The following is an 18,340-nucleotide window of genomic DNA, read 5'->3' on the forward strand; positions in this document are numbered from 1 at the left end:
GAAATGCAACCGATCCACGACGGTTTATCGACGCTCCGCAAAGGCGGCGAGGGCGCGCTTTCGTCCCTCTTCATGATCGACGATCGGCGACGGGTAGATGGCGGACGGCGGACGCAGCAGCGGCGGCGCCTCCCACGGCCGATGAAGGAAGCGGTTGGGCAGGCCGGCGACCTCCGGTACGAAGCGGCGGACGTAGGCGCCATCGGGATCGAATTTTTCGCCCTGCGCCACGGGATTGAAAACCCGGAAATATGGCGCGGCATCGGCGCCGGTTCCCGCCACCCACTGCCAGCCGAACGGGTTGGAGGCGGCATCGGCGTCGACCAGCGTGTCCCAGAACCATTGCTCGCCCTGCCGCCAGTCGATCAAGAGATGCTTGACGAGGAAGGAAGCGGCGATCATCCGCAGGCGGTTGTGCATGAAGCCGGTTTGCCAGAGTTGGCGCATGCCGGCATCGACGATCGGGTAGCCGGTGCGGCCGGTCGACCAGGCCCGGAAGTCCGTGGCGTCCGTCCGCCAGGCAAAATGCTCGAAGCCAGTTTGAAAGTTGCGCGTCGCAAGGTCGGGAAAGCTCGACAGCAGATGCCAGGCGAATTCCCGCCAGCCGATTTCGGCGAGGAACTTTTCCGCCGCCTCGACCGGCACCGAGCCGGCGGCTTCCGCCTTCATCACCTCGTGGACGACGCGCGCCACGGCGATCTCGCCGAACCGCAGATGCGGCGACAGCGAGGACGAGGCGTCGGCGGCGGGAAAGTCGCGCTCGCCGGCATAACGAGGCAGACCGGTGTCGAGGAAGGCGAGGAGCCGCGCCTTGGCGCCGGCTTCGCCCGGCGCCCAGCTTTCCGCGAGGCCGCCCGACCAATCGGGATGCGTCGGGTGCAGGCCCAAGGAAGCGAGCGGTTCGGAAGCGATCCTGTCCCCGAAGAAGGACATGGCCTCGGGCCGGCGATAAAGCCGGGCTCGCGGGGCGAGATGCGGCCGGTGGGCCTTCCAGAATGGTGTGAAGACGCGGAACGGCGTGCCGGTCTTCGTCCGGAGCGTGCCCGGCTCGAACAGCAGCCAGCCGGGATGATCGGCGACTGTCGTTCCAAGCCGGCGCAGCTCGGCCGCGACCGTTTCGTCGATCTCCCGGCCGTCGCGATCGTAACGGCGGTTGAAATGCAGTTCGGCGGCACGGGTGCTCGCCGCAAGCTCCGGCAGGATATGGCGAGGGTCGCCCCGCCTGACTGTCAACCGGCCGCCCAATTGCCGCAGATTGCCATCGAGGGCGGCCAAGCTCTTGTCGAGCCACCAGCGGGCGGCGGCGCCGGACGGCCGCCGCTCGGTGCCTTGTTCCAGCACGAACAGGCAGAGCACCGGCCGGCCCGACGCGTTGGCCGCCTCGAGCGCCGGATGGTCGGCCAATCGCAAATCGTCGCGGAACCAGACGATTGCCGGGCCGGCGGTGGTTTCGTCCTGCCTCACGTCGCTTCCTTTTGGTCGCTCTTGCCAGCCGGCGGCAAACCATTCCATATGGCGTGGAATTTCCGGGCACCGCAAGGTGCTGAACGGAGGAGACCGCCGGCCTTGCTCTCGCCATCCGACATCCTGCCGGCTGCCGCCGACGATCGTCAGCCGGCCGCCTTCGGCGAGCTGTTCAAGATCGGCATAGGTCCGTCGTCCTCGCACACCGTCGGGCCGATGCGCGCCGCCTTCGCTTTTCGGCAGCATCTGCAGCCGAGGCTTTCCGAGGTCGCCCGCCTGACGGCGACCGCCTTCGGCTCGCTCGCCTGGACGGGCAAGGGGCACGCCACCGACAAGGCGCTGATCCTCGGCCTCGCCGGCTGCCGTCCCGACGACATCGACCCCGATCTCGCCGACGACCGGCTGGCCGGCATCGTCGCGGCGCGATGCCTGCCGCTTCCGGGCGGCCGATCCATCGCCTTCGATCCCGACCGCGACATCGTCTTCGATTGCGTCGCCAGCTTCGAGCGCCATCCCAACGCCATGCGGTTTGCCGCCCACGACGCGACCGGCGCGGAGCTTCACGCCGAAGTCTGGTACTCGATCGGCGGCGGCTTCGTGCTGCGCGAGGGCGAGATGGAGACAGATGCGGGAAAGGCCGTGTTGCCCTGGCGCTATGGCACCGCCGCCGAATTGCTGGCTCTTTCGGCCGCCACCGGCTGCTCGTTCGCCGACATCGCCCTCGGCAACGAGCGGGCCCGCAAGCCGGGCGAGGACTGCCTTGCCGCCGTCGACCATATCGCCGAGGCCATGTTCGCCTGCATCGACCGGGGCCTCGAACGCGACGGCGAGCTTGCCGGCGGTCTCGGCGTGCGCCGGCGGGCGCGCCAGCTTCATGAGCGTATCCGGGCCCGCGAGGCCGGCAACGACCGCTCGCCGATGGTGGTGATGGACTACGTCTCCTGCTTTGCCATCGCCGTCAACGAGGAGAACGCCGCCGGCGGCCGCATCGTCACCGCGCCGACCAATGGCGCCGCCGGCGTGGTGCCGGCCGTTCTGCGCTATTATCGCGATTTCTGTGGCGGCGAGCGCGACGGCATCCGCTGCTTCCTGCTGACGGCGGCGGCGATCGGCGGCCTCATCAAGCGCAACGCGTCGATCTCCGGCGCCGAGGTCGGCTGCCAGGGCGAGGTGGGATCGGCGGCGGCCATGGCGGCGGCCGGCCTGTGCGCCGCCCTCGGCGGCAGCCCGGCCCAGGTGGAGAACGCCGCCGAGATCGCCATCGAGCATCACCTCGGCATGACCTGCGATCCGGTCGGCGGCCTCGTGCAGATCCCCTGCATCGAGCGCAACGCCTTCGGCGCCATCAAGGCGATCAATGCCGCTTCGCTGGCGCTCAACGGCGACGGTCGCCACGTCGTCAGCCTCGACGCGGCGCTCGAGACCATGCGCCAGACCGGCCTCGACATGCAGTCGAAATACAAGGAAACCTCGCTCGGCGGCCTCGCCGTCAACGTCACGGCCTGCTGATCCTGCCGGGGACTTTGACCGGCCGCCTCGCCGAAGGAGGGCGGCAACGCCGCGCGCGGTGTCGCGCTCCGGGAACGCGAAAGACGGCGGGCGCGACGTCGGGGCGGTCAAGACTCGGCGATGGATGGTCCACCGGCAATGGTGTCAGCGAACTTGCGCATCAGCCGTACAAGCTCGTCGAATTCCTCCGCCTCCCAGCTCTCGAAGATCGTCCTGCCGATGCGCTCGCGCGCCGCGTCGAGGAGATCGGTGGTCGCCTTGCCTTTTTCCGTCACCACCGCCTCGCGGACCCGCCGGTCGGCGGCGCTGGCGCGGCGCGTCACCAGCCCGAGGCTTTCGAGCTTGGCCACCTGCCGGCTGACGGTGGTGTAGTCGCGGCCGGCCCGGTCGGCGAGATCGACGACGCCGATCGGCCCGAAGCGCTCGATGCCGACCAGAAGCGGGAACAGCGCTCGGTCGAGCGGAATGGCCGCTTCGCGGATCAGCGCCTCGTCGCGCTGCGGCCGGTTCATGGTGCTGATGATGTCGAGCAGGGCGACATGCAGCCGCCGTAGCTGCTCGGAATTGGGTGTATTTTGCACTCTTTTCTTGACTGCCTCTCCGAAGCCGGATATATGCGCATTATACACATAACTGGCGACGAAAGGAATGCCATGATCGGCGCCGCTGCCTTTCCCCTGCGCCGCTGGGCGACGCCGCTCGTCATCGGCGCCTTCCTGCTGATGGCGGTGACCGGCATCCTGATGTTCTTCGAGATCGACGTCGGCCTCGTCGCCGTGGCCCATCAATGGTTCTCCTGGATCTTTCTGATCGGCGCCGGCGGCCACGTCGTCCTGAACGTTCGATCGTTTCGCAACCACCTCAAATCCCTCTGGGGCCGGATGGGCATCGCCGCCGGCGCGGCGCTGACGATCGCCGCGCTGTTTTCCTGGGGGCAAATCACCGGCCCGCAGATCAAGCGGCCGATCGAGGCGGCGCTGGTGGAGGCCCCGATCGCCGCGTTGGCGGCGGTGACGCGCAACGCGCCGGACACGCTGATCGATCGCCTCGCCGGCCAGGGCATCGCCGCCGATGGCGGCGACAGCATCCGCGATATCGCTCTCAGAAGCGGCGTCGACGAGAACCGCTTGCTGGCGACCGTCTTCTTTCTCGACTGAATCCCGACCGGCAGGAGAAGCCGCCATGAAAGCCGCCATCGTCCGCGCCCCCGGAGCGACGCCCGTCTACGGCGATTTCGCCGAGCCGCAGCCGGCCGACAGGCTGATCCGCGTCACCGTTATCGCCGCCGCGCTCAGTCCGGTCACTCGCGCCCGCGCCGCCGGCCGCCACTACAGCTCGTCGGGTGCCTTTCCCCTGGTGCCCGGCATTGACGGCGTCGGCCTTACCGACGACGGCCGGCGCGTCTACTTTGTCCTGCCGGAGGCGCCGCACGGCGCGTTGGCCGAGCAGACGCTGGTGCGGGCGGACCACTGCATCGACCTGCCGGACGGCCTTGACGGCGTCGTGGCCGCGGCGATCGCCAATCCCGGCATGTCGTCCTGGGTCGCGCTGACCGAACGGGCCGGGCTGAAGCCGGGCGAGACGGTGCTGGTCAACGGCGCCACCGGCGCCGCCGGCCGTCTGGCGGCGAAGATCGCAAGGCATCTCGGCGCCGGCCGGGTGATCGCCACCGGCCGCAACGCCGCCACCTTGGCCGAGGTCGGCGCTGACGATGCCATCGTTATCGGCAGCGACGCCGACGCGCTGGAACGGCGGTTCATGCAGGTGTTTGCCGAGGGCGTCGACGTGGTGATCGACTATCTCTGGGGCATCAGCGCCGAGCGGCTGCTGATCGCCGCCGCCAAGGCCGGCCGCGACGCCGTGCCGCTCCGCTTCGTCGAGGTCGGTTCGGTGAGCGGGGAGACGATCGCCCTGCCGAGCGCCGTGCTGCGCGCCTCGGCGATCGAGCTGATGGGAAGCGGCGTCGGTTCGGTGCCCTTCGACCGGTTGATAGCGGCGGCCGGCACCTTGCTGCGCACGGCCGTGCCGGTCGGCTTGACCGTTGCCGTGCGGCCGGTGCCGCTGTCGGCCGTCGAGCGGACGTGGGAGACGCCCGACGACGGCCGTCGCGTCGTATTCACCCCCTGAGTGCCTCGACCGGCGACTGGCGGTAGGCGAGAGCGGCCGGCAGCGCCGCCATCAGCGCCGCGACGATCAGGAAGGTGACGGCCAGCACGCCGTCGGCGGCCGTGAATTCCACCGGCAGGCGGACGCCGCTTTGCGCGGTGAACAGGCCGGCCATGAACTCGGCAGCGCCGTAGCCGACGCCGAAGCCGGCGCCGACGCCGATCGCCACCAGCAGCAGCAATTCCAGCCAGACGATGCCGAACACCGCAAGGCGCGGCGCGCCGAAGGCCCTGAGGGCGCCGATCTGCCTGCGCCGCTGGGCGACGTGGATGACGGCGATCAGCATCAGCGCCGCCGCCACCAGCGCCTGCGCGCCATAGGCGACATACATCAGCACGGTGCGGGCGTCGCCGAGCGTCGCGTAAAGCGAGGTCAGCACCTCGGCTGGGAAGATGGCGCGCGTCGCGCCGTCGGCGCGATATTCCTGCCTGAGCTTGTAGGCGTCGGCGATGGTCTTCGGCTTGACCAGCACGGCCGGCAGGCCCGGCACGTCATGGTCGAAGTCCTCGACGAGCGGCGCGTCGGCGTCGATGCGGCCGTGGTGGTGATGCTCCTCCTCGCCGGCTTCGTCGTGATGCTCCTCGGCCTCATGCGCCTCGTCTTCGTGCTCCTCGCCGAGGCCGTGGATGTGCCAGACCGCCTGGATCGGAACGAGGATCGCCCGGTCCCAGGCGGTGCCGGTCGGCTGGACCTTGCCGACCACGGTGTAGGTGCTGTCGGCGTGCGTCTCGCCGCCTTCGCCGGCGGCGCCGTGCATCGGCTTCACCTCGGCGCCGAGCGGCAGGTCGACGCCGGAGCCGACCACCGCCTCGCCCTCGAGGGCGAACATGCGGCCTTCCGTGAAGCCGGCGGTGGTGCCCGACACCAGCGCCGTGGTGGTGCCGACAATGGGAAATCCCTGGAAATTGTCGCCGAAGCCGATCGGCGCCGCCCAGGCGACGCGCGGGTCGGCGGCGAGCTTGGTCAGCACCTCGCCGGGCATCAGCGGCAGGGCCGCCGGCTGCAGGAACACCGAGGACAGCACGAGCTGCGTTTCCGAGCCCGGCGCGCCGACGATCAGGTCGAACTTGTCGGCGGCCCGCGCCGAGCCGAGGCGCAACGCCCGTTCCTGCAGCGTGACGGCCACGCCGAGGGCGGTGGCGAGCGCCACCAGCAGCACGATGACCAGCGAGACGGCCCACAGGCGGCGGAGGTCGGCGAGAACGAAGCGGATCATGACGAGGCCTCCGGGGCGGTGTCGGCGACGATGCGGCCGGCGGCGAGCCGGATGCGCCGGTCGAGCCGTTCGGTCAGCCGCTCGTCATGGCTGATGACGATCAGCGTGGCGCCCTCCTGCTCGGCGAGCTCGATGAGCAGCCGGCCGACCTCGGCGCCGGCCTCGGCGTCGAGGCTGGCGGTCGGCTCGTCGGCGATGATGACGCCGGGGCGGCGCAGCAGGGCGCGCGCCACGGCGACGCGCTGCATCTCGCCGCGCGACATGGTCTCGACCGACTGGCCCGGCCGCGGGAGACCGACGCGGGACAGAAGCGCGAGGGCGCGCGCCTTCACCTCGGCGGTGGCGGCGTGGGCGAGGCGGGCCGGCAGCAGCACGTTGTCGACGGCGGCAAGGCCGGCGAACAGGTGAAAATCCTGCATGACCAGGCCGACGTTCGCCGCCCGCCAGCGGTCGCGGCGGCTTTCCGACAGCGTCGTGATGTCGGTGTCCTGCCAGCGGATGACGCCGCTGTCGGGCCGTTCGAGGCCGGAGACGAGGTTGACGAAGGTGCTCTTGCCCGAGCCGGAAGCGCCGGTGACGGCGAGCCGGCCGCCGGCCGGCAGCGTCAGGCGATCGATGGTGAGCACCGGTTCGGCAAGGCCGGCAAAGGAAATGGCGAGGCCGGAAAGGGCAAGCGGCAGCATGGTCACACCGTCTCGAAGGAGGAATGGACGAGGCGCAGCAGGCTGACGAATCCGGTTTCCGGATCGGTCCAGGAGCCGACCTCCAGCGTGCCGGTCACCTCGATCAGCTTCGACGGCGGCACGAAGGTGGTTTTCTCGTCGATGTAGACGACGACGATGTTGCTGGGCCAGTCGGCGTCCGACGAGCAGAACGGGCAGAGCGCCATCGGGATCTCGGTGAGCACGAAGAACTTCGCCTCCGCCTTGAGCGGCGGCGCCATGAAGCCGCGCATCGACACCGTCTTGCCGTCGAGCGCCTTCACCTTGTCGGAGAAGGCGAGGCCGAGGACGGATACCTTGCCGTAGAGCTCGTCGAAGGTCAGGGTATCGCCGGCCCGCACGACGCCGGTGCAGGAGAGGGCGGCGAGCCCGGCGAGAAACGTCCGGCGGCTGACCGCAAGGGCTGTCGTCCGAGCCATGGAAGTCTCCGCATGCGGGAAAAGGGGTGCGGGCCGGACGGCCGTCGACCGTCCGGCCCGCGATGGTCGTCGCGGGATGCTTACTGCTTCACGCCGATGGCGAAGGTGTCGGCGAGCACGCGGTAGACGTCGCTCTGCTCCATGTAGCCCTTGAACTCCTCGGCGCCGGGGCCGGCGGCCTGCAGCACCACGTCATCGACGGCGTGCACGCCGGTATCGCCGTCGCGGGGGATGTTGCCTTCGACGAAGACGGCGCCCGGCACGTCCTTGTAGGCCTCGTTGGCGACGTAGATGCCGTCCTGGGTCTTGACGGCCGGCTCGAACGGGCCGTCCAGCTTCGGCCGGAAGGTCTCGTAGTGGTCGGGACCGTTGTTGGCGAAGATGGCGAGGCGGCGGGAAACGTCCACCCGGTCCGGATAGCCGTCGCCGTCGGCATCCTGGTAGTTCGGGAAGCCGGCCGCATCGTAGGTGCCGACCTTCTCGCGCATGTCGGTGCCCGGCTTGTCGTCATCGATGGTGCCGATGATGGAGACGCCATGGGTGTGGTCGCCGGTGACGACGACCAGCGTGTCGGGATTGTTGGCCTGGAACTCGCGGGCAACGGCGATCGCCTGGTCGAACTCGATGGTGTCGTACACGGCGCGATCCCAGTCGAGCGGATGGCTGGCCTTGTCGATCGAGGCGCCTTCGACCATCAGGAAGAAGCCCTCGGGGTTCTTCGACAAGCTGTCGAGGGCGACCTTGGTCATTTCGACGAGGCCCGGCTGGTTCGGGAACTTGTCGACGGTGCCCTTCTTGAGCTGCAGGCGATCGAGCGCATAATCCATGTTGCCGGTGTGGAACAGGCCGAGGATCTTGTCGGCGCTGGCGGCGGCTTCGAGCTCGGTCTTGTCGGTGGCCAGCTTGTAGCCGGCCTCCTGGAACAGCTTGATGTAGTCCTTGTCGTCCTTGCGCTTGGAGCCGGGCACGTCCTTCGACAGGAAATAGGCCGAGCCGCCGCCGAGTACGACTTCCGGCTTGACGTTCCAGAACATGTCGACGATCTCGGGCTTGTCGGCGCGCTTGCGGGTATGGGAGACGACGGCGGCCGGCGTGGCGTCCTCGAGCTCGGCGGTGGAGATGACGCCGACCGACTTCTTGGTGGTGCGGCGCAGCGCCTCGGCGAAGGTCTCGACCTTCGGGTCGTCGAAGGAATCCGGCGTGCGGTCGGCATAGACGCCGAGGGCGTTCACGGCCGACTTGTGGCCGGTCATGTAGGCCGACATGGTGTTGGCGCTGTCGGTGGCGATGGAGCCGGTCGACGAGGTGCCGATGAAGGCCATGTGGTCAAGGTCGTCCATGGCGAGACGGCCGTTGGCCTTGCCTTCGGTCATGCCCTTGGACATCAGCCGGGCGGCCGTGCGGTGGGAGACGGAGAGGCCGTCGCCGAGCAGGAAGATGATGTTCTTGGCCTTGGGAGCCTCGCCGGTGGCATAGACGTCCCAGGTGACCGACTTCTTCTCGTCGCCGGCCGAAACTTCCACCGTGTAGGCGCCGGCCTTGTCGATCTTGACGCCGCGCAGCAGCACGGCCGAGCCGAGGGCCGCGTCGTCCTTGCCTTTTTCGGAAGCGACGAACTCCACTTCGCTGCCGAGCGCGGCCTTGTAGTCGCCGCCGTTGACGACGATCTTGACGTCCTCGGCCTTTACCTGGCCGTCGAACTCCACCTTGAAGTCGAAGGGAGAGCCGGCGAGGATGGTCGCCCGGTCGAGCGGATAGACGGTGGCGGCGCCGGCCGTGCCGATCAAGGCTGTGCTGGCGGCGAGTGCCAGAAGAAGAGTGCGCATAATCCTGCCCCTTGAAGAATGGATCGCGTCGAAAAGAGCGCGCGTTCCTTGGTAGGCAGGGGGTATGACGCGGGCGTGACAGTCGCATGAAGGCCATGTGACATGTAAGCGGCTGAAAATATTTGTAATTCATCGAGAAGGTTAGCCGCCGATCGAAGATCCGTCCGACCGGCGGCGCCTTGGTCAGAACTGCTCGCCGACCAGTTCCTCGCTTTTCGCCCACAGCGCCCGGGCGCGATCGGGATCGAGCGCGTAGGAGCGAACGCCTTCGGCGACCGGGTTGATCACCCCGTCGGTGACCTCCGAAACATGGCAGTTCTCGCAATAGCGGCCGCCCACCTCGTCGGCGTCGGCGACCACGCCGGCCCAGACCGACGTCGCCGCGCCCTGCGGAACAGTCTTCCAGCTATAGGGCGGCTTGCCGGCGGCGGCGAGTTCGGCGTTGATGCGTTCGATCATCGCCTTGAGCGCGTCGGCGCCGACATGCCGGCCGAGTTCGGTATTGATGCCGCCCGGATGCACCGCGGCCGCCCGGATGCCGCGCGCCCGGTGCCGGCGGTCGAACTCCACGGCGAACAGGGCGTTGGCGGTCTTCGAATGGCCATAGGCGATCCAGGGATCGTAGGGCGTGCGCTCGAAGTTCGGATCGTCGAGATCGACATCGGCGAAGCGATGACCGGACGAGGAGAGGACGACGAGGCGACCGCCCGGCGCGATCAGCCCGGCGATCCGGTTGACGAACAGGAAATGGCCGAGGTGGTTGGTGCCGAACTGCGTCTCGAAGCCGTCGGCCGTGCGACCGAACGGCGCCGCCATGACGCCGGCGTTGGCGATGACGACGTCGAACGGCCTGTTATCGGCGACGAGCCGGTCGGCGGCCGCGCGAATGCTGGCGAACGAGGCGAGGTCGAGCTCGATGAGATCGAAGGCGCCGTTGCCGCCGGCCGCGGCGGCGCGCACCGGCGCCGTCGCCGCCTCGGCCTTCCCGAGATCGCGCGCCGCGCCGACGACCGAGGCGCCATGGGCCACGAGGGCCCGCGCCGTCTCCACGCCGAGGCCGGCCGATACGCCGGTGACGAGGATGCGCTTGCCGGAAAGATCGATGCCGGCGAGCACGTCGTCGGTGGTCGAGGTCGCGCCGAAGGATGTGGTCATGTCTGTCTCCCTGTGCCGAGATCATCCCGCCGCGCCGGGCGAGCCATTGCCGGCCGGCCGGTTTCGGAATAAAAGGAGGATGTCTCCGCTTTGAAATACGGAGGTGCCCTCCGTTTATCAAGAGGTTCACGCGGACGTGATCGACAATGCCGGAAAGCCGACCCGCAAGCCGCGCGCCGATGCCGCGCGCAATCGCGCCCGGCTGCTCGACGCCGCCAAGGCGGTCTTCGCGGAGAGGGGAGGCGCCGCCAGCCTCGAGGAAGTCGCGCGGACGGCGGGAGTCGGCATCGGCACGCTCTACCGCCATTTTCCGACGCGCGACGCGCTGATCGAGGCGGTCTATCGCAACGAGAGCGACCAGTTGGTGCGGGCCGCTTCCGAGCTTGCCGCCAGCCGGCCGCCGGTCGAGGCGCTCAGGGAATGGATGCGCCTGTTCTTCAATTACATGTCCGTCAAGCACGGCATGATGGAGCTTTTGGATTCGCTCGCCGACGGCAAGTCGTCGCTCTACGCCGCGTCCGGCGCCGAGACCAAGCGGACGATCGACTTCCTGGTGAAGAATGCCGTCTCGGCAGGCGAAATCGCCGTCGATATCGAACCGCTCGATTTGCTGCGGGCCCTGGGCGGCATGGTCCAGTACGGCGGCGGCCGCGACGACGAGGAAGCCGCCGCCCACGCCCTCATCGACATTATGATTGCCGGGTTGCAGGCGAAGCGGCCGCGCTGATCGAGCTAAATTCGCCGCTCGCTTTCGGCATCGAACAGCGACAGGCGGCCGAGATCGAAGCCGACCGTGACCGGCTCCCCGAGCTTCGGCAGCATGTCGGTGGGAAACTTGCCGACGATCTCCTCATCGCCCATGGCCAGCACCACGAGATTGTCCGAGCCGGTGTGCTCGATCAGCGTCGGCCTGAGCGTCAGCGTAAAGGCGCCGCCGCCCGACGTCAGGCCGGAGATCGGCTGGATGGATTCGGGGCGCAGACCGACCACCACGGCCTGTCCGTCGGCCGGCGCCGCCTCGAAGGCGTAGCCGTCGAGCGGCAGGATCGCGGCGCCGATGTCGGCCGAGATGTGGCCGCCATCGAGGCGGATATGCCCGCGCATGAAGTTCATGCCGGGGTTGCCGAGGAAGTCGGCGACGAACAGGTTGACCGGCCGGTGGTAGACCTCCTCCGGCTTGCCGACCTGCTGGATCTCGCCGGCCTTCATCACCACCATGCGGCTGGCGAGCGTCATCGCCTCTAATTGGTCGTGGGTGACGTAGATCGCCGTCGTACCCAGCGACTGGTGCAGCTTCTTGATCTCGGTGCGCATGCTGGCGCGCAGCTTGGCGTCAAGGTTGGAAAGCGGCTCGTCGAACAGGAACACGCGTGGATCGCGCACCAGCGCCCGGCCGATGGCGACGCGCTGCCGCTGGCCGCCGGACAGTTGCGACGGCCGCCGGTCGAGCAGGTGGTCGATGTGCAGCATGCGCGCCTTTTCCTCGACCAAGGGCCGGATCTCCGCCATCGGCTTGCCGCGCATCCGGAGGCCGAACTCCATGTTACTGCGCACGCTCATGGTCGGATAGAGCGCGTAGGACTGGAACACCATGGCGATGTCGCGGTCCTTGGGCTCGACGTCGGTGACGTCGCGGCCGCCGATCTCGATCGCTCCCGAGGTCAGCCGGTCGAGGCCGGCGACGATATGCAACAGCGTCGACTTGCCGCAGCCCGACGGCCCCAACAGCACGATGAACTCGCCGCGCTCGATCTCGAGGTTGATGTCCTTCAGCACCCGCAGCGAGCCGTAGTTCTTGTTGCAGTTGGAAATCCGGATGTCGATCATGACGGTCAACCCTTGACGGCCCCGGCGGTCATGCCGCGCAGGAAGTAGCGGCCCAGCAGGATGTAGAGGATGAGGGTGGGGGCGGCGGCGATCACCGTCGCCGCCATGTGGACGTTGTATTCCTTCACCCCGAAGTTGGAGTTGACCAGGTTGTTGAGGGCGACGGTCATCGGCGCGCTCGACGGATTGGAGAAGGAAACGGCGAACAGGAAGTCGTTCCAGATGCCGGTGAACTGCAGGATCAGCGCCACCACGATCACCGACGGCGACAGCGGCAGCACGATGCGGAAGAAGATCCAGAAGAAGCCGGCGCCGTCGATGCGCGCCGCCTTGATCAGGTCGTTGGGCACCGACAGGAAGAAATTGCGGAACAGCATGGTGGTGATGGGTATGCCGTAGATCACGTGGATCAGGATCAGCCCTTCCACCGAGCCGAACAGGCCGAGCGTGCGCAGCGTCACCGACACCGGCGCCAGCACCACCTGGAACGGCACGAAGTTGCCGGCAACCAGCGCGGCGAACACGAAGCGGGCGCCGGGGAACGGCCATTTGGCCAGCGCATAGCCGTTGATGGCGCCGATCATCACCGAGATCAGCACGGCGGGGATGGCCATCACCATCGAGTTGCCGAAATAGCCCTTGAGGCCGCCGCAGGTGATGCCGATGCAGGCTTCGCCCCAGGCGGTGACCCACGGCTGGACCGTCGGCTCGTGCGGCAGCGCCATCAGCCCGCCCGCCTGTATCTCCGGCATCGTCTTGAACGACGTGCTGAGCAGGATGTAGAGCGGGCCGGCGAAGAAAAAGGCGACCACGGCGAGCAGCAGGTAGAGCACGGCCCGCTTCAGCATGGCCTTGCTCCGCCGGGGCGTCAGCCAGCCGGACCGCGCGGGCCGGGGCGTTGCGTCTGTCGGGGCCGGCATCAGGCGCGCTCCCTCGTTTCGACGTAGAGATAGGGGATCAGGATCGCCAGCACGGTGCCGAGCATCACCACCGCCGAGGCGGCCGACAGGCCGAGGTTGGTGCGGCGGAAGGCCATGTCGAACATGAATACCGAGGGCAGGTCGGACGATACGCCGGGGCCGCCGTTGGTCAGCGCCACCACCAGGTCGAAGGCGCGGACGATCGACAGCGACAAGAGCACCACGACGGTGAGGAACACCGGCGCCAGCATCGGGATGACGATGAACACGTAGACCCGCCAGGCGGGAATGCCGTCGACCGCCGCCGCCTTCCAGATGTCCTCGTCGATGCCGCGCAGGCCGGCGAGGAACAGCGCCATGACGAGGCCGCAGCCCTGCCAGAAGGCGGCGACCACCAGCGCCCAGATGACGGTATCCGGGTTGGTCAGCCAGTCGAGGCGGAAGCTCGTGAAACCGAGCTGATGCACCATCACCTCGATACCGAGGGTGGGATTGAGCAGCCACTGCCAGATGATGCCGGTCACCACGAAGGACATGGCCATCGGATACATGACGATCGACCGGAAGAAGCTCTCGGCGCGGATGCGCTGGTCGATCAGGATGGCGATCAAAAGCCCGAGCAAGATGGTGATCAGCAGGAACAGCCCGCCGAACAGGAACATGTTGGTGAAGGCGACGTGCCAGCGCGGGGTATGGAACAGTCGCCAGTATTGCTCGAGGCCGACGAAATTGTCGAAGCGGGGGAAGGCCTTGCTGTTGGTGGTGGAGACGGCCGCCGTGTAGGCGATGAAGCCGTAGAGGAAGATCGCGATCAGCGCCAGCGACGGCGATAGGGCGACCTGCGACACGTGCCGCTGGAGGAATCTGCGCATGTTCGGAGCCTTCGCTTCACGGATCGGAGGTGCGCCGGCGGCGGGGAACCGCCGGCGCATCTTGTCGATATCCCGTCAGCGGGTCGCCGCCACGGCGTCGGCCATCGCCGTCACGCCTTCCTGCGGCGTCATCTTGCTGTGCAGGAAGGTGGTCATCTGGTCGACCAGGGCGCCGATGCCGGTGGCGTCGGCGACGTTGTCCGGAACGAGGAACAGGTGACCCTCGGCCGCTTCGCCCATGGCGATCTGGGCGCAGGCGTCGAAGCCGGTCTTGTCGACGTCGAGGCGTGGCGGGATCGAGCCCTTGCGCAGGCTGAATTCCTTCTGCACCACCGGGTCCATGATGGTCTTGGCCAGGGCGAGCTGGGCGTCGCGGGTCGCCTCGTCCTTGACGGCGGTCATGGCGAAGGCGTCGGTGCCGAACACCAGCGTCTTGCCGCCGGCCGGGAACACCTCGCAGGCGATGTCCTTGCCCGGCACCTTGTTGGCGGCCACGAACTCGCCCTTCAGCCAGTCGCCCATGATCATGTAGGCCGCCTTGCCGTTGATCAACAGGCCGCCGGTGATGTTCCAGTCGCGGCTCGGGCTGCCGGGGTCGACGAGGTCGCGCACCTTGGCGAAGATCTCGAAGGCCTTCAGCATCTCCGGGCTGCGCAGCGCGGCGTCGTCGAGGTCATAGGTGACCTTGGTCAGGAAATCGCGGCCGCCGACGTCGATCAGGATGCTTTCGAACACGAAGATTTCCTGCCAGGACTGGCCGCCGAGGGCCAGCGGGATATAGCCCTTGGCGCGGATCTTGTCGGCGGAGGCGATCAGCTCTTCCCAGGTCTTCGGCATGGCAATGCCGACGTCGTCGAGCACCGCCTGGTTGCCCCACAACCAGTTGTGGCCGTGAATGTCGATCGGCGCGGTGACGTACTTGCCCTGGAACTTGGCATTGTCGGCGATCACCTTGGGCAACAGCTTGTCCCAGTCCTGGGCCACCGCGTCGATGTCGTTGAGCTGGCCTTCCTCGGCCAGCGCCATCAGCGGCGCGCCGACCTGCCACTGCATGGAGGTCGGCGGGTCGCCGCCGAGGATGCGCGTGCGCGCCACCATGCGCGCCGACTCGCCGCCGGCCACCGGATTGTCCTTCCAAGTGTTGCCGGTCTTCTCATAGGCGTCGACGAGGATCTTCAGCGCTGCCGCCTCGCCGCCGGTGGTCCACCAGTGAATGACCTCGGCGGTGCCGGCGAACACCGGCGTGGTCGTCGTCAGGGCAAGGGCCATCGCCGAGCCCAGCACTCCAAGCTTCGTGAACATGTCTCTCCTCCTTCATGCCGACCCGATGCTCTCCCTTCGGGTCCCTCCAATATCATCAGCCCATCCGTCGGGGATGGGAAACGCCTCCGTTTCCGGTCATCCCTTCAAAAAGTCGGCGAACCAGCGGCCGCTCTGCTTCAGGGTCCGCTTCTGCGTTGCGAAATCGACGTGAACCAGGCCGAACCGCTTGGAATAGCCTTCGGCCCATTCGAAGTTGTCGAGCAGGCTCCAGACGAAATAGCCGGCGAGATCGACGCCGCCGTCCATCGCCACGCGCAGCGCGTCGATATGGCGGTGGATGTAGACGGCGCGCCGCCCGTCGTGAATGGCGCCATCCGCGCCGATCTCGTCGGGGTAGGTGGCGCCGTTCTCGGTGATGGCGATCGGTCCCGGCCGGTAGTCGCGCTGGACGCGCAAAAGCAGCTCGGTCAGGCCTTCGGGATAGACCTCCCAGCCGAAGCCGGTGACGTCGGAGGTCTCGGCCTCGACGACGCGCGACCGCATCGGCCCGCCCTCGGGATCGTCGGCGACGATCTCGCGGAAATAATAGTTGATGCCGAGGAAGTCTGTCCGGCCGGCGATGGTCGCGAGGTCGCCGTCGCTGACCGTCGGCGCGGCGGCGCCGAGCGCGCGTAGGACATCCTCCGGATAGCCGCGGCCGTGCAGCGGATCGAGGAACCAGCGGTTCCTCAGGCCGTCGTGGCGGATGGCGGCGAGCCGGTCGGCCTCGGAGCCGGACGCCGTGTGGATCGGATGCAGGCTGAGCGCGATGCCGCAGCGGGCGTCGGCGACATTGGCCCTGAGCACCGGCAAGGCCAGCCCATGCGACAGCAGAACGTGGTGGGTGGCCTGCATCGCCGCCGCGAGGTCGCGCTTGCCGGGCGCGAACTCGCCCTCATAATAGCCCTTGACGGTGCTGCACCACGGTTCGTTGTGGGTGATCCAGCGCTTGACGCGATCGCCGAGCCGGCGGGACACCACGTCGGCGAAACCGGCGAAGGCGAGGGCGGTGTCCCGGCGCGGCCAGCCGCCGGCATCCTCGAGCGGTTGCGGCAGGTCCCAGTGATAGAGCGTCAGCCAGGGCTCGATGCCGCGCTCCAGCAGCCCGTCGACCAGGCGATCGTAGAAGGCGAGGCCGGCCTTGTTCACCGCGCCGGTCCCCGTCGGCAGGATGCGCGGCCAGGACACGGAAAAGCGGTAGGCGCCGACGCCGAGCGCCTTTACGAGATCAAGGTCTTCTTCCCAGTGATGATAGTGATCACAAGCCACGGCAGGCGTATCGCCATTGCGGATATGGCCGGGTTCGGTGGCAAACGTGTCCCACACCGATGGACGACGGCCATCGGCATCCGTTCCACCTTCGATCTGCAGAGCGGAGGTGGAGACGCCCCACCGGAAATCCTCGGGAAACTGGGCGCGCGTGGAACGAGGCATGCCGATGACCGCCGTTGCTGACCGGATGTTGCTTCAATTAATTAAATGAAACATAAGGCGAGTCAAGTGACATAATTTCGGCTTCCGAAATTTATTGGACAATCGGGATCCTATACGGAAAAGATCATCGGGAAACGGCGCGATTCCCCTAATTTTTGTTGGTAGCTGTCTTGCCGAGCAAGGCACCAAAAGGCGAGGTGGATGCCGCAAGGAAACAACCGGGCTGTTGAAATCAGCCGTCTTTCATTTCTATAAGTGAAACGAGCGGAGTTCCAATGCTCCATGTAACGGAAGCGTCTTCATGCCCTCGCTGAAGGGAAACCAGAGCACTTCGCGCACTCTCAATCGGTTGCTGCTGCTCAATCATTTGCGCCGCCACGGCCCGACGGCGCGCTCGGACATCGCCGCGGCCACCGGGCTCAGCCCGGCGGCGATTTCCTACGTGTCGTCCGAGCTCCTGGAGCAGCAGGTGATCGCCGAGCTCGACGCCGTGGCTGATGGCGGCCGGCGCCGGATGACGCGACTCGATCTCAATTACGCCGGTCACGTGGCGCTGGGCGTCAAGCTGATGGAGCGCAGCCTCCGGGCGACGCTCGTCGATCTCGGCACCAACGTCATCGACACCCTGACGGCCGACGTCGACGCACGTTCGCCGGCAGCGGTGGCGCGGGCGACCGCCGATGCGCTCGCCGACCTTCTCGAACGGTCCGGAGAACACAGACAGCGGCTGATCGGCATCGGCCTTGCCATGCCCGGCCAGCACGACGCCGAGCGCGGCGTCTGCTTGCGCTGCGACCGGTTCGGCTGGAAGGACGTGCCGATCGCCGCGCTGATCGCCGACCTGGCCGGCGTTCCCGTCTGGGTCGACAACGACGTCAACGCCTTCGCGCTTGCCGAACACCTGTTCGGCGCCGGCCGGCAGGCGTCGTCGCTGGCGGTATTCTCCTTCGGCCGCGGCATCGGCGCGGCGATGATCGTCGACGGCCAGCTTCTGCGCGGCCGCTACGGCGGGGCGGGCGAGATCGGTCATCTCACCGTGGTGGAGGATGGCCCGCGCTGTGAATGCGGCCGGCTCGGCTGCCTCGAGGCGGTCACCTCGCTGCCGGCCATCCTCAACGCCTACGGCATCGTCCGGCCATCCGATCGTAGCATCGATCCCGCCGCCCTGGCGACGCTGGCGGGGGAGGGCGACCCGGTGGCGCGCGAGATCCTCGATACCGCCGGCCGCCGGCTCGGCGCGGCGGCGGCGACCTTCGCCAGCCTGTTCGATCCGGAGACCATGGTGATCGGCGGCGAGGGCGTGCTGTTCGGCCCGGCGCTGCTCGATCCGCTGGTGGCGACGCTCAAGGAAAAGAACTTCCAGCGCAACACCGAGGTGTTCGTCGAGTTCTGGAACGACGACGCCTGGGCGCGCGGCGCGGCGGCGCTCGCCATCGACAGCTTCTTTTCGCTGCCGTCGTGAGCGGATCCGGCGGGCCGGATTGAAATGGACTAGATGATGGTCTAAA

The 18,340-nt window shown here is 67.8% G+C and carries 17 protein-coding genes; 5 read left to right on the forward strand and 12 right to left on the reverse strand.

What is annotated here, in order from left to right; all coding sequences use genetic code 11:
* Nucleotides 1–24 precede the first annotated feature (24 nt).
* Nucleotides 25–1,464 (reverse strand): cryptochrome/photolyase family protein, encoded by a 1,440-nt coding sequence (locus tag CJ014_RS13530; RefSeq protein WP_245427316.1) that lies wholly within the window; start codon nt 1,462–1,464, stop codon nt 25–27.
* 123 nt (nt 1,465–1,587) lie between these two features.
* Between CJ014_RS13530 and CJ014_RS13535 the strand changes: the two genes are divergently transcribed.
* Nucleotides 1,588–2,973: an L-serine ammonia-lyase gene (locus CJ014_RS13535; RefSeq protein ID WP_245427350.1), complete on the forward strand. Its 1,386-nt coding sequence runs from the start codon at nt 1,588–1,590 to the stop codon at nt 2,971–2,973.
* Between the two features lie 107 nt (nt 2,974–3,080).
* Here CJ014_RS13535 and CJ014_RS13540 read toward each other — a convergent pair whose 3' ends face one another.
* Nucleotides 3,081–3,554, reverse strand: coding sequence for a MarR family winged helix-turn-helix transcriptional regulator (locus CJ014_RS13540; protein WP_245427318.1), 474 nt, complete (start codon nt 3,552–3,554; stop codon nt 3,081–3,083).
* Between the two features lie 72 nt (nt 3,555–3,626).
* On the opposite strand from CJ014_RS13540, the gene CJ014_RS13545 reads away from it, so the two are divergent.
* Nucleotides 3,627–4,130, forward strand: coding sequence for a DUF4405 domain-containing protein (locus CJ014_RS13545; RefSeq protein ID WP_100081016.1), 504 nt, complete (start codon nt 3,627–3,629; stop codon nt 4,128–4,130).
* 25 nt (nt 4,131–4,155) lie between these two features.
* Entirely contained in the window at nt 4,156–5,100 is a 945-nt protein-coding gene (locus tag CJ014_RS13550) for a quinone oxidoreductase family protein (RefSeq protein WP_100081017.1), read from the forward strand.
* On the opposite strand, the gene CJ014_RS13555 is transcribed toward CJ014_RS13550, so the two are convergent.
* From CJ014_RS13555 to CJ014_RS13575, 5 genes are all read right to left on the reverse strand, one after another.
* Complete coding sequence (locus tag CJ014_RS13555) at nt 5,090–6,355, reverse strand: ABC transporter permease (RefSeq protein WP_100081018.1); 1,266 nt, start codon at nt 6,353–6,355, stop codon at nt 5,090–5,092. The two genes, CJ014_RS13550 and CJ014_RS13555, sit on opposite strands and share 11 nt — an antisense overlap.
* Nucleotides 6,352–7,038, reverse strand: coding sequence for an ABC transporter ATP-binding protein (locus tag CJ014_RS13560; RefSeq protein ID WP_100081019.1), 687 nt, complete (start codon nt 7,036–7,038; stop codon nt 6,352–6,354). Before CJ014_RS13560 ends, CJ014_RS13555 begins: the two co-directional genes overlap by 4 nt.
* 2 nt (nt 7,039–7,040) lie before the next feature.
* Complete coding sequence (locus CJ014_RS13565; protein ID WP_100081020.1) at nt 7,041–7,496, reverse strand: hypothetical protein; 456 nt, start codon at nt 7,494–7,496, stop codon at nt 7,041–7,043.
* Nucleotides 7,497–7,576: 80 nt separating this feature from the next.
* Nucleotides 7,577–9,322 (reverse strand): alkaline phosphatase, encoded by a 1,746-nt coding sequence (locus CJ014_RS13570; RefSeq protein WP_100081021.1) that lies wholly within the window; start codon nt 9,320–9,322, stop codon nt 7,577–7,579.
* Between the two features lie 183 nt (nt 9,323–9,505).
* Nucleotides 9,506–10,477: an SDR family NAD(P)-dependent oxidoreductase gene (locus CJ014_RS13575; RefSeq protein ID WP_100081022.1), complete on the reverse strand. Its 972-nt coding sequence runs from the start codon at nt 10,475–10,477 to the stop codon at nt 9,506–9,508.
* A 136-nt stretch (nt 10,478–10,613) separates the two neighbouring features.
* Between CJ014_RS13575 and CJ014_RS13580 the strand changes: the two genes are divergently transcribed.
* Complete coding sequence (locus CJ014_RS13580) at nt 10,614–11,204, forward strand: TetR/AcrR family transcriptional regulator (protein WP_100081023.1); 591 nt, start codon at nt 10,614–10,616, stop codon at nt 11,202–11,204.
* Between the two features lie 5 nt (nt 11,205–11,209).
* Here the strand turns inward: CJ014_RS13580 and CJ014_RS13585 are convergent, their stop codons facing one another.
* The 5 genes from CJ014_RS13585 to CJ014_RS13605 all read right to left on the reverse strand — a co-directional run bounded on the left by CJ014_RS13585 (nt 11,210) and on the right by CJ014_RS13605 (nt 16,832).
* Nucleotides 11,210–12,304 carry an ABC transporter ATP-binding protein gene (locus CJ014_RS13585; RefSeq protein WP_207765747.1) on the reverse strand — a complete coding sequence of 365 codons (1,095 nt, stop codon included), beginning with the start codon at nt 12,302–12,304 and terminating at the stop codon, nt 11,210–11,212.
* A gap of 5 nt (nt 12,305–12,309) precedes the next feature.
* Nucleotides 12,310–13,152 (reverse strand): carbohydrate ABC transporter permease, encoded by an 843-nt coding sequence (locus CJ014_RS13590; protein WP_207765748.1) that lies wholly within the window; start codon nt 13,150–13,152, stop codon nt 12,310–12,312.
* A 71-nt stretch (nt 13,153–13,223) separates the two neighbouring features.
* On the reverse strand, nt 13,224–14,096 hold the full coding sequence (locus CJ014_RS13595; protein WP_100081026.1) for a carbohydrate ABC transporter permease: 873 nt from the start codon (nt 14,094–14,096) through the stop codon (nt 13,224–13,226).
* 75 nt (nt 14,097–14,171) lie between these two features.
* A complete protein-coding gene (locus tag CJ014_RS13600; RefSeq protein WP_100081027.1) occupies nt 14,172–15,398 on the reverse strand; it encodes an ABC transporter substrate-binding protein in 1,227 nt (408 codons plus the stop codon).
* Nucleotides 15,399–15,494: 96 nt separating this feature from the next.
* Nucleotides 15,495–16,832 carry a GH1 family beta-glucosidase gene (locus CJ014_RS13605; protein ID WP_100081028.1) on the reverse strand — a complete coding sequence of 446 codons (1,338 nt, stop codon included), beginning with the start codon at nt 16,830–16,832 and terminating at the stop codon, nt 15,495–15,497.
* Nucleotides 16,833–17,133: 301 nt separating this feature from the next.
* Between CJ014_RS13605 and CJ014_RS13610 the strand changes: the two genes are divergently transcribed.
* Nucleotides 17,134–18,294 carry an ROK family protein gene (locus CJ014_RS13610; protein ID WP_100081029.1) on the forward strand — a complete coding sequence of 387 codons (1,161 nt, stop codon included), beginning with the start codon at nt 17,134–17,136 and terminating at the stop codon, nt 18,292–18,294.
* Nucleotides 18,295–18,340: the final 46 nt, after the last annotated feature.

This window comes from Pleomorphomonas carboxyditropha, assembly GCF_002770725.1.
Lineage (GTDB): Bacteria > Pseudomonadota > Alphaproteobacteria > Rhizobiales > Pleomorphomonadaceae > Pleomorphomonas > Pleomorphomonas carboxyditropha.

What these genes read in the sequence shown, in the direction of transcription:
- CJ014_RS13610 (WP_100081029.1), top strand. Translation starts at nt 17,134, where the DNA reads ATGCCCTCGCTGAAGGGAAACCAGAGCACTTCGCGCACTCTCAATCGG.
- CJ014_RS13585 (WP_207765747.1), bottom strand. Translation starts at nt 12,304, where the DNA reads ATGATCGACATCCGGATTTCCAACTGCAACAAGAACTACGGCTCGCTG.
- CJ014_RS13605 (WP_100081028.1), bottom strand. Translation starts at nt 16,832, where the DNA reads ATGCCTCGTTCCACGCGCGCCCAGTTTCCCGAGGATTTCCGGTGGGGC.
- CJ014_RS13575 (WP_100081022.1), bottom strand. Translation starts at nt 10,477, where the DNA reads ATGACCACATCCTTCGGCGCGACCTCGACCACCGACGACGTGCTCGCC.
- CJ014_RS13565 (WP_100081020.1), bottom strand. Translation starts at nt 7,496, where the DNA reads ATGGCTCGGACGACAGCCCTTGCGGTCAGCCGCCGGACGTTTCTCGCC.
- CJ014_RS13595 (WP_100081026.1), bottom strand. Translation starts at nt 14,096, where the DNA reads ATGCGCAGATTCCTCCAGCGGCACGTGTCGCAGGTCGCCCTATCGCCG.
- CJ014_RS13570 (WP_100081021.1), bottom strand. Translation starts at nt 9,322, where the DNA reads ATGCGCACTCTTCTTCTGGCACTCGCCGCCAGCACAGCCTTGATCGGC.
- CJ014_RS13590 (WP_207765748.1), bottom strand. Translation starts at nt 13,152, where the DNA reads ATGCTGAAGCGGGCCGTGCTCTACCTGCTGCTCGCCGTGGTCGCCTTT.
- CJ014_RS13555 (WP_100081018.1), bottom strand. Translation starts at nt 6,355, where the DNA reads ATGATCCGCTTCGTTCTCGCCGACCTCCGCCGCCTGTGGGCCGTCTCG.
- CJ014_RS13600 (WP_100081027.1), bottom strand. Translation starts at nt 15,398, where the DNA reads ATGTTCACGAAGCTTGGAGTGCTGGGCTCGGCGATGGCCCTTGCCCTG.
- CJ014_RS13550 (WP_100081017.1), top strand. Translation starts at nt 4,156, where the DNA reads ATGAAAGCCGCCATCGTCCGCGCCCCCGGAGCGACGCCCGTCTACGGC.
- CJ014_RS13545 (WP_100081016.1), top strand. Translation starts at nt 3,627, where the DNA reads ATGATCGGCGCCGCTGCCTTTCCCCTGCGCCGCTGGGCGACGCCGCTC.
- CJ014_RS13560 (WP_100081019.1), bottom strand. Translation starts at nt 7,038, where the DNA reads ATGCTGCCGCTTGCCCTTTCCGGCCTCGCCATTTCCTTTGCCGGCCTT.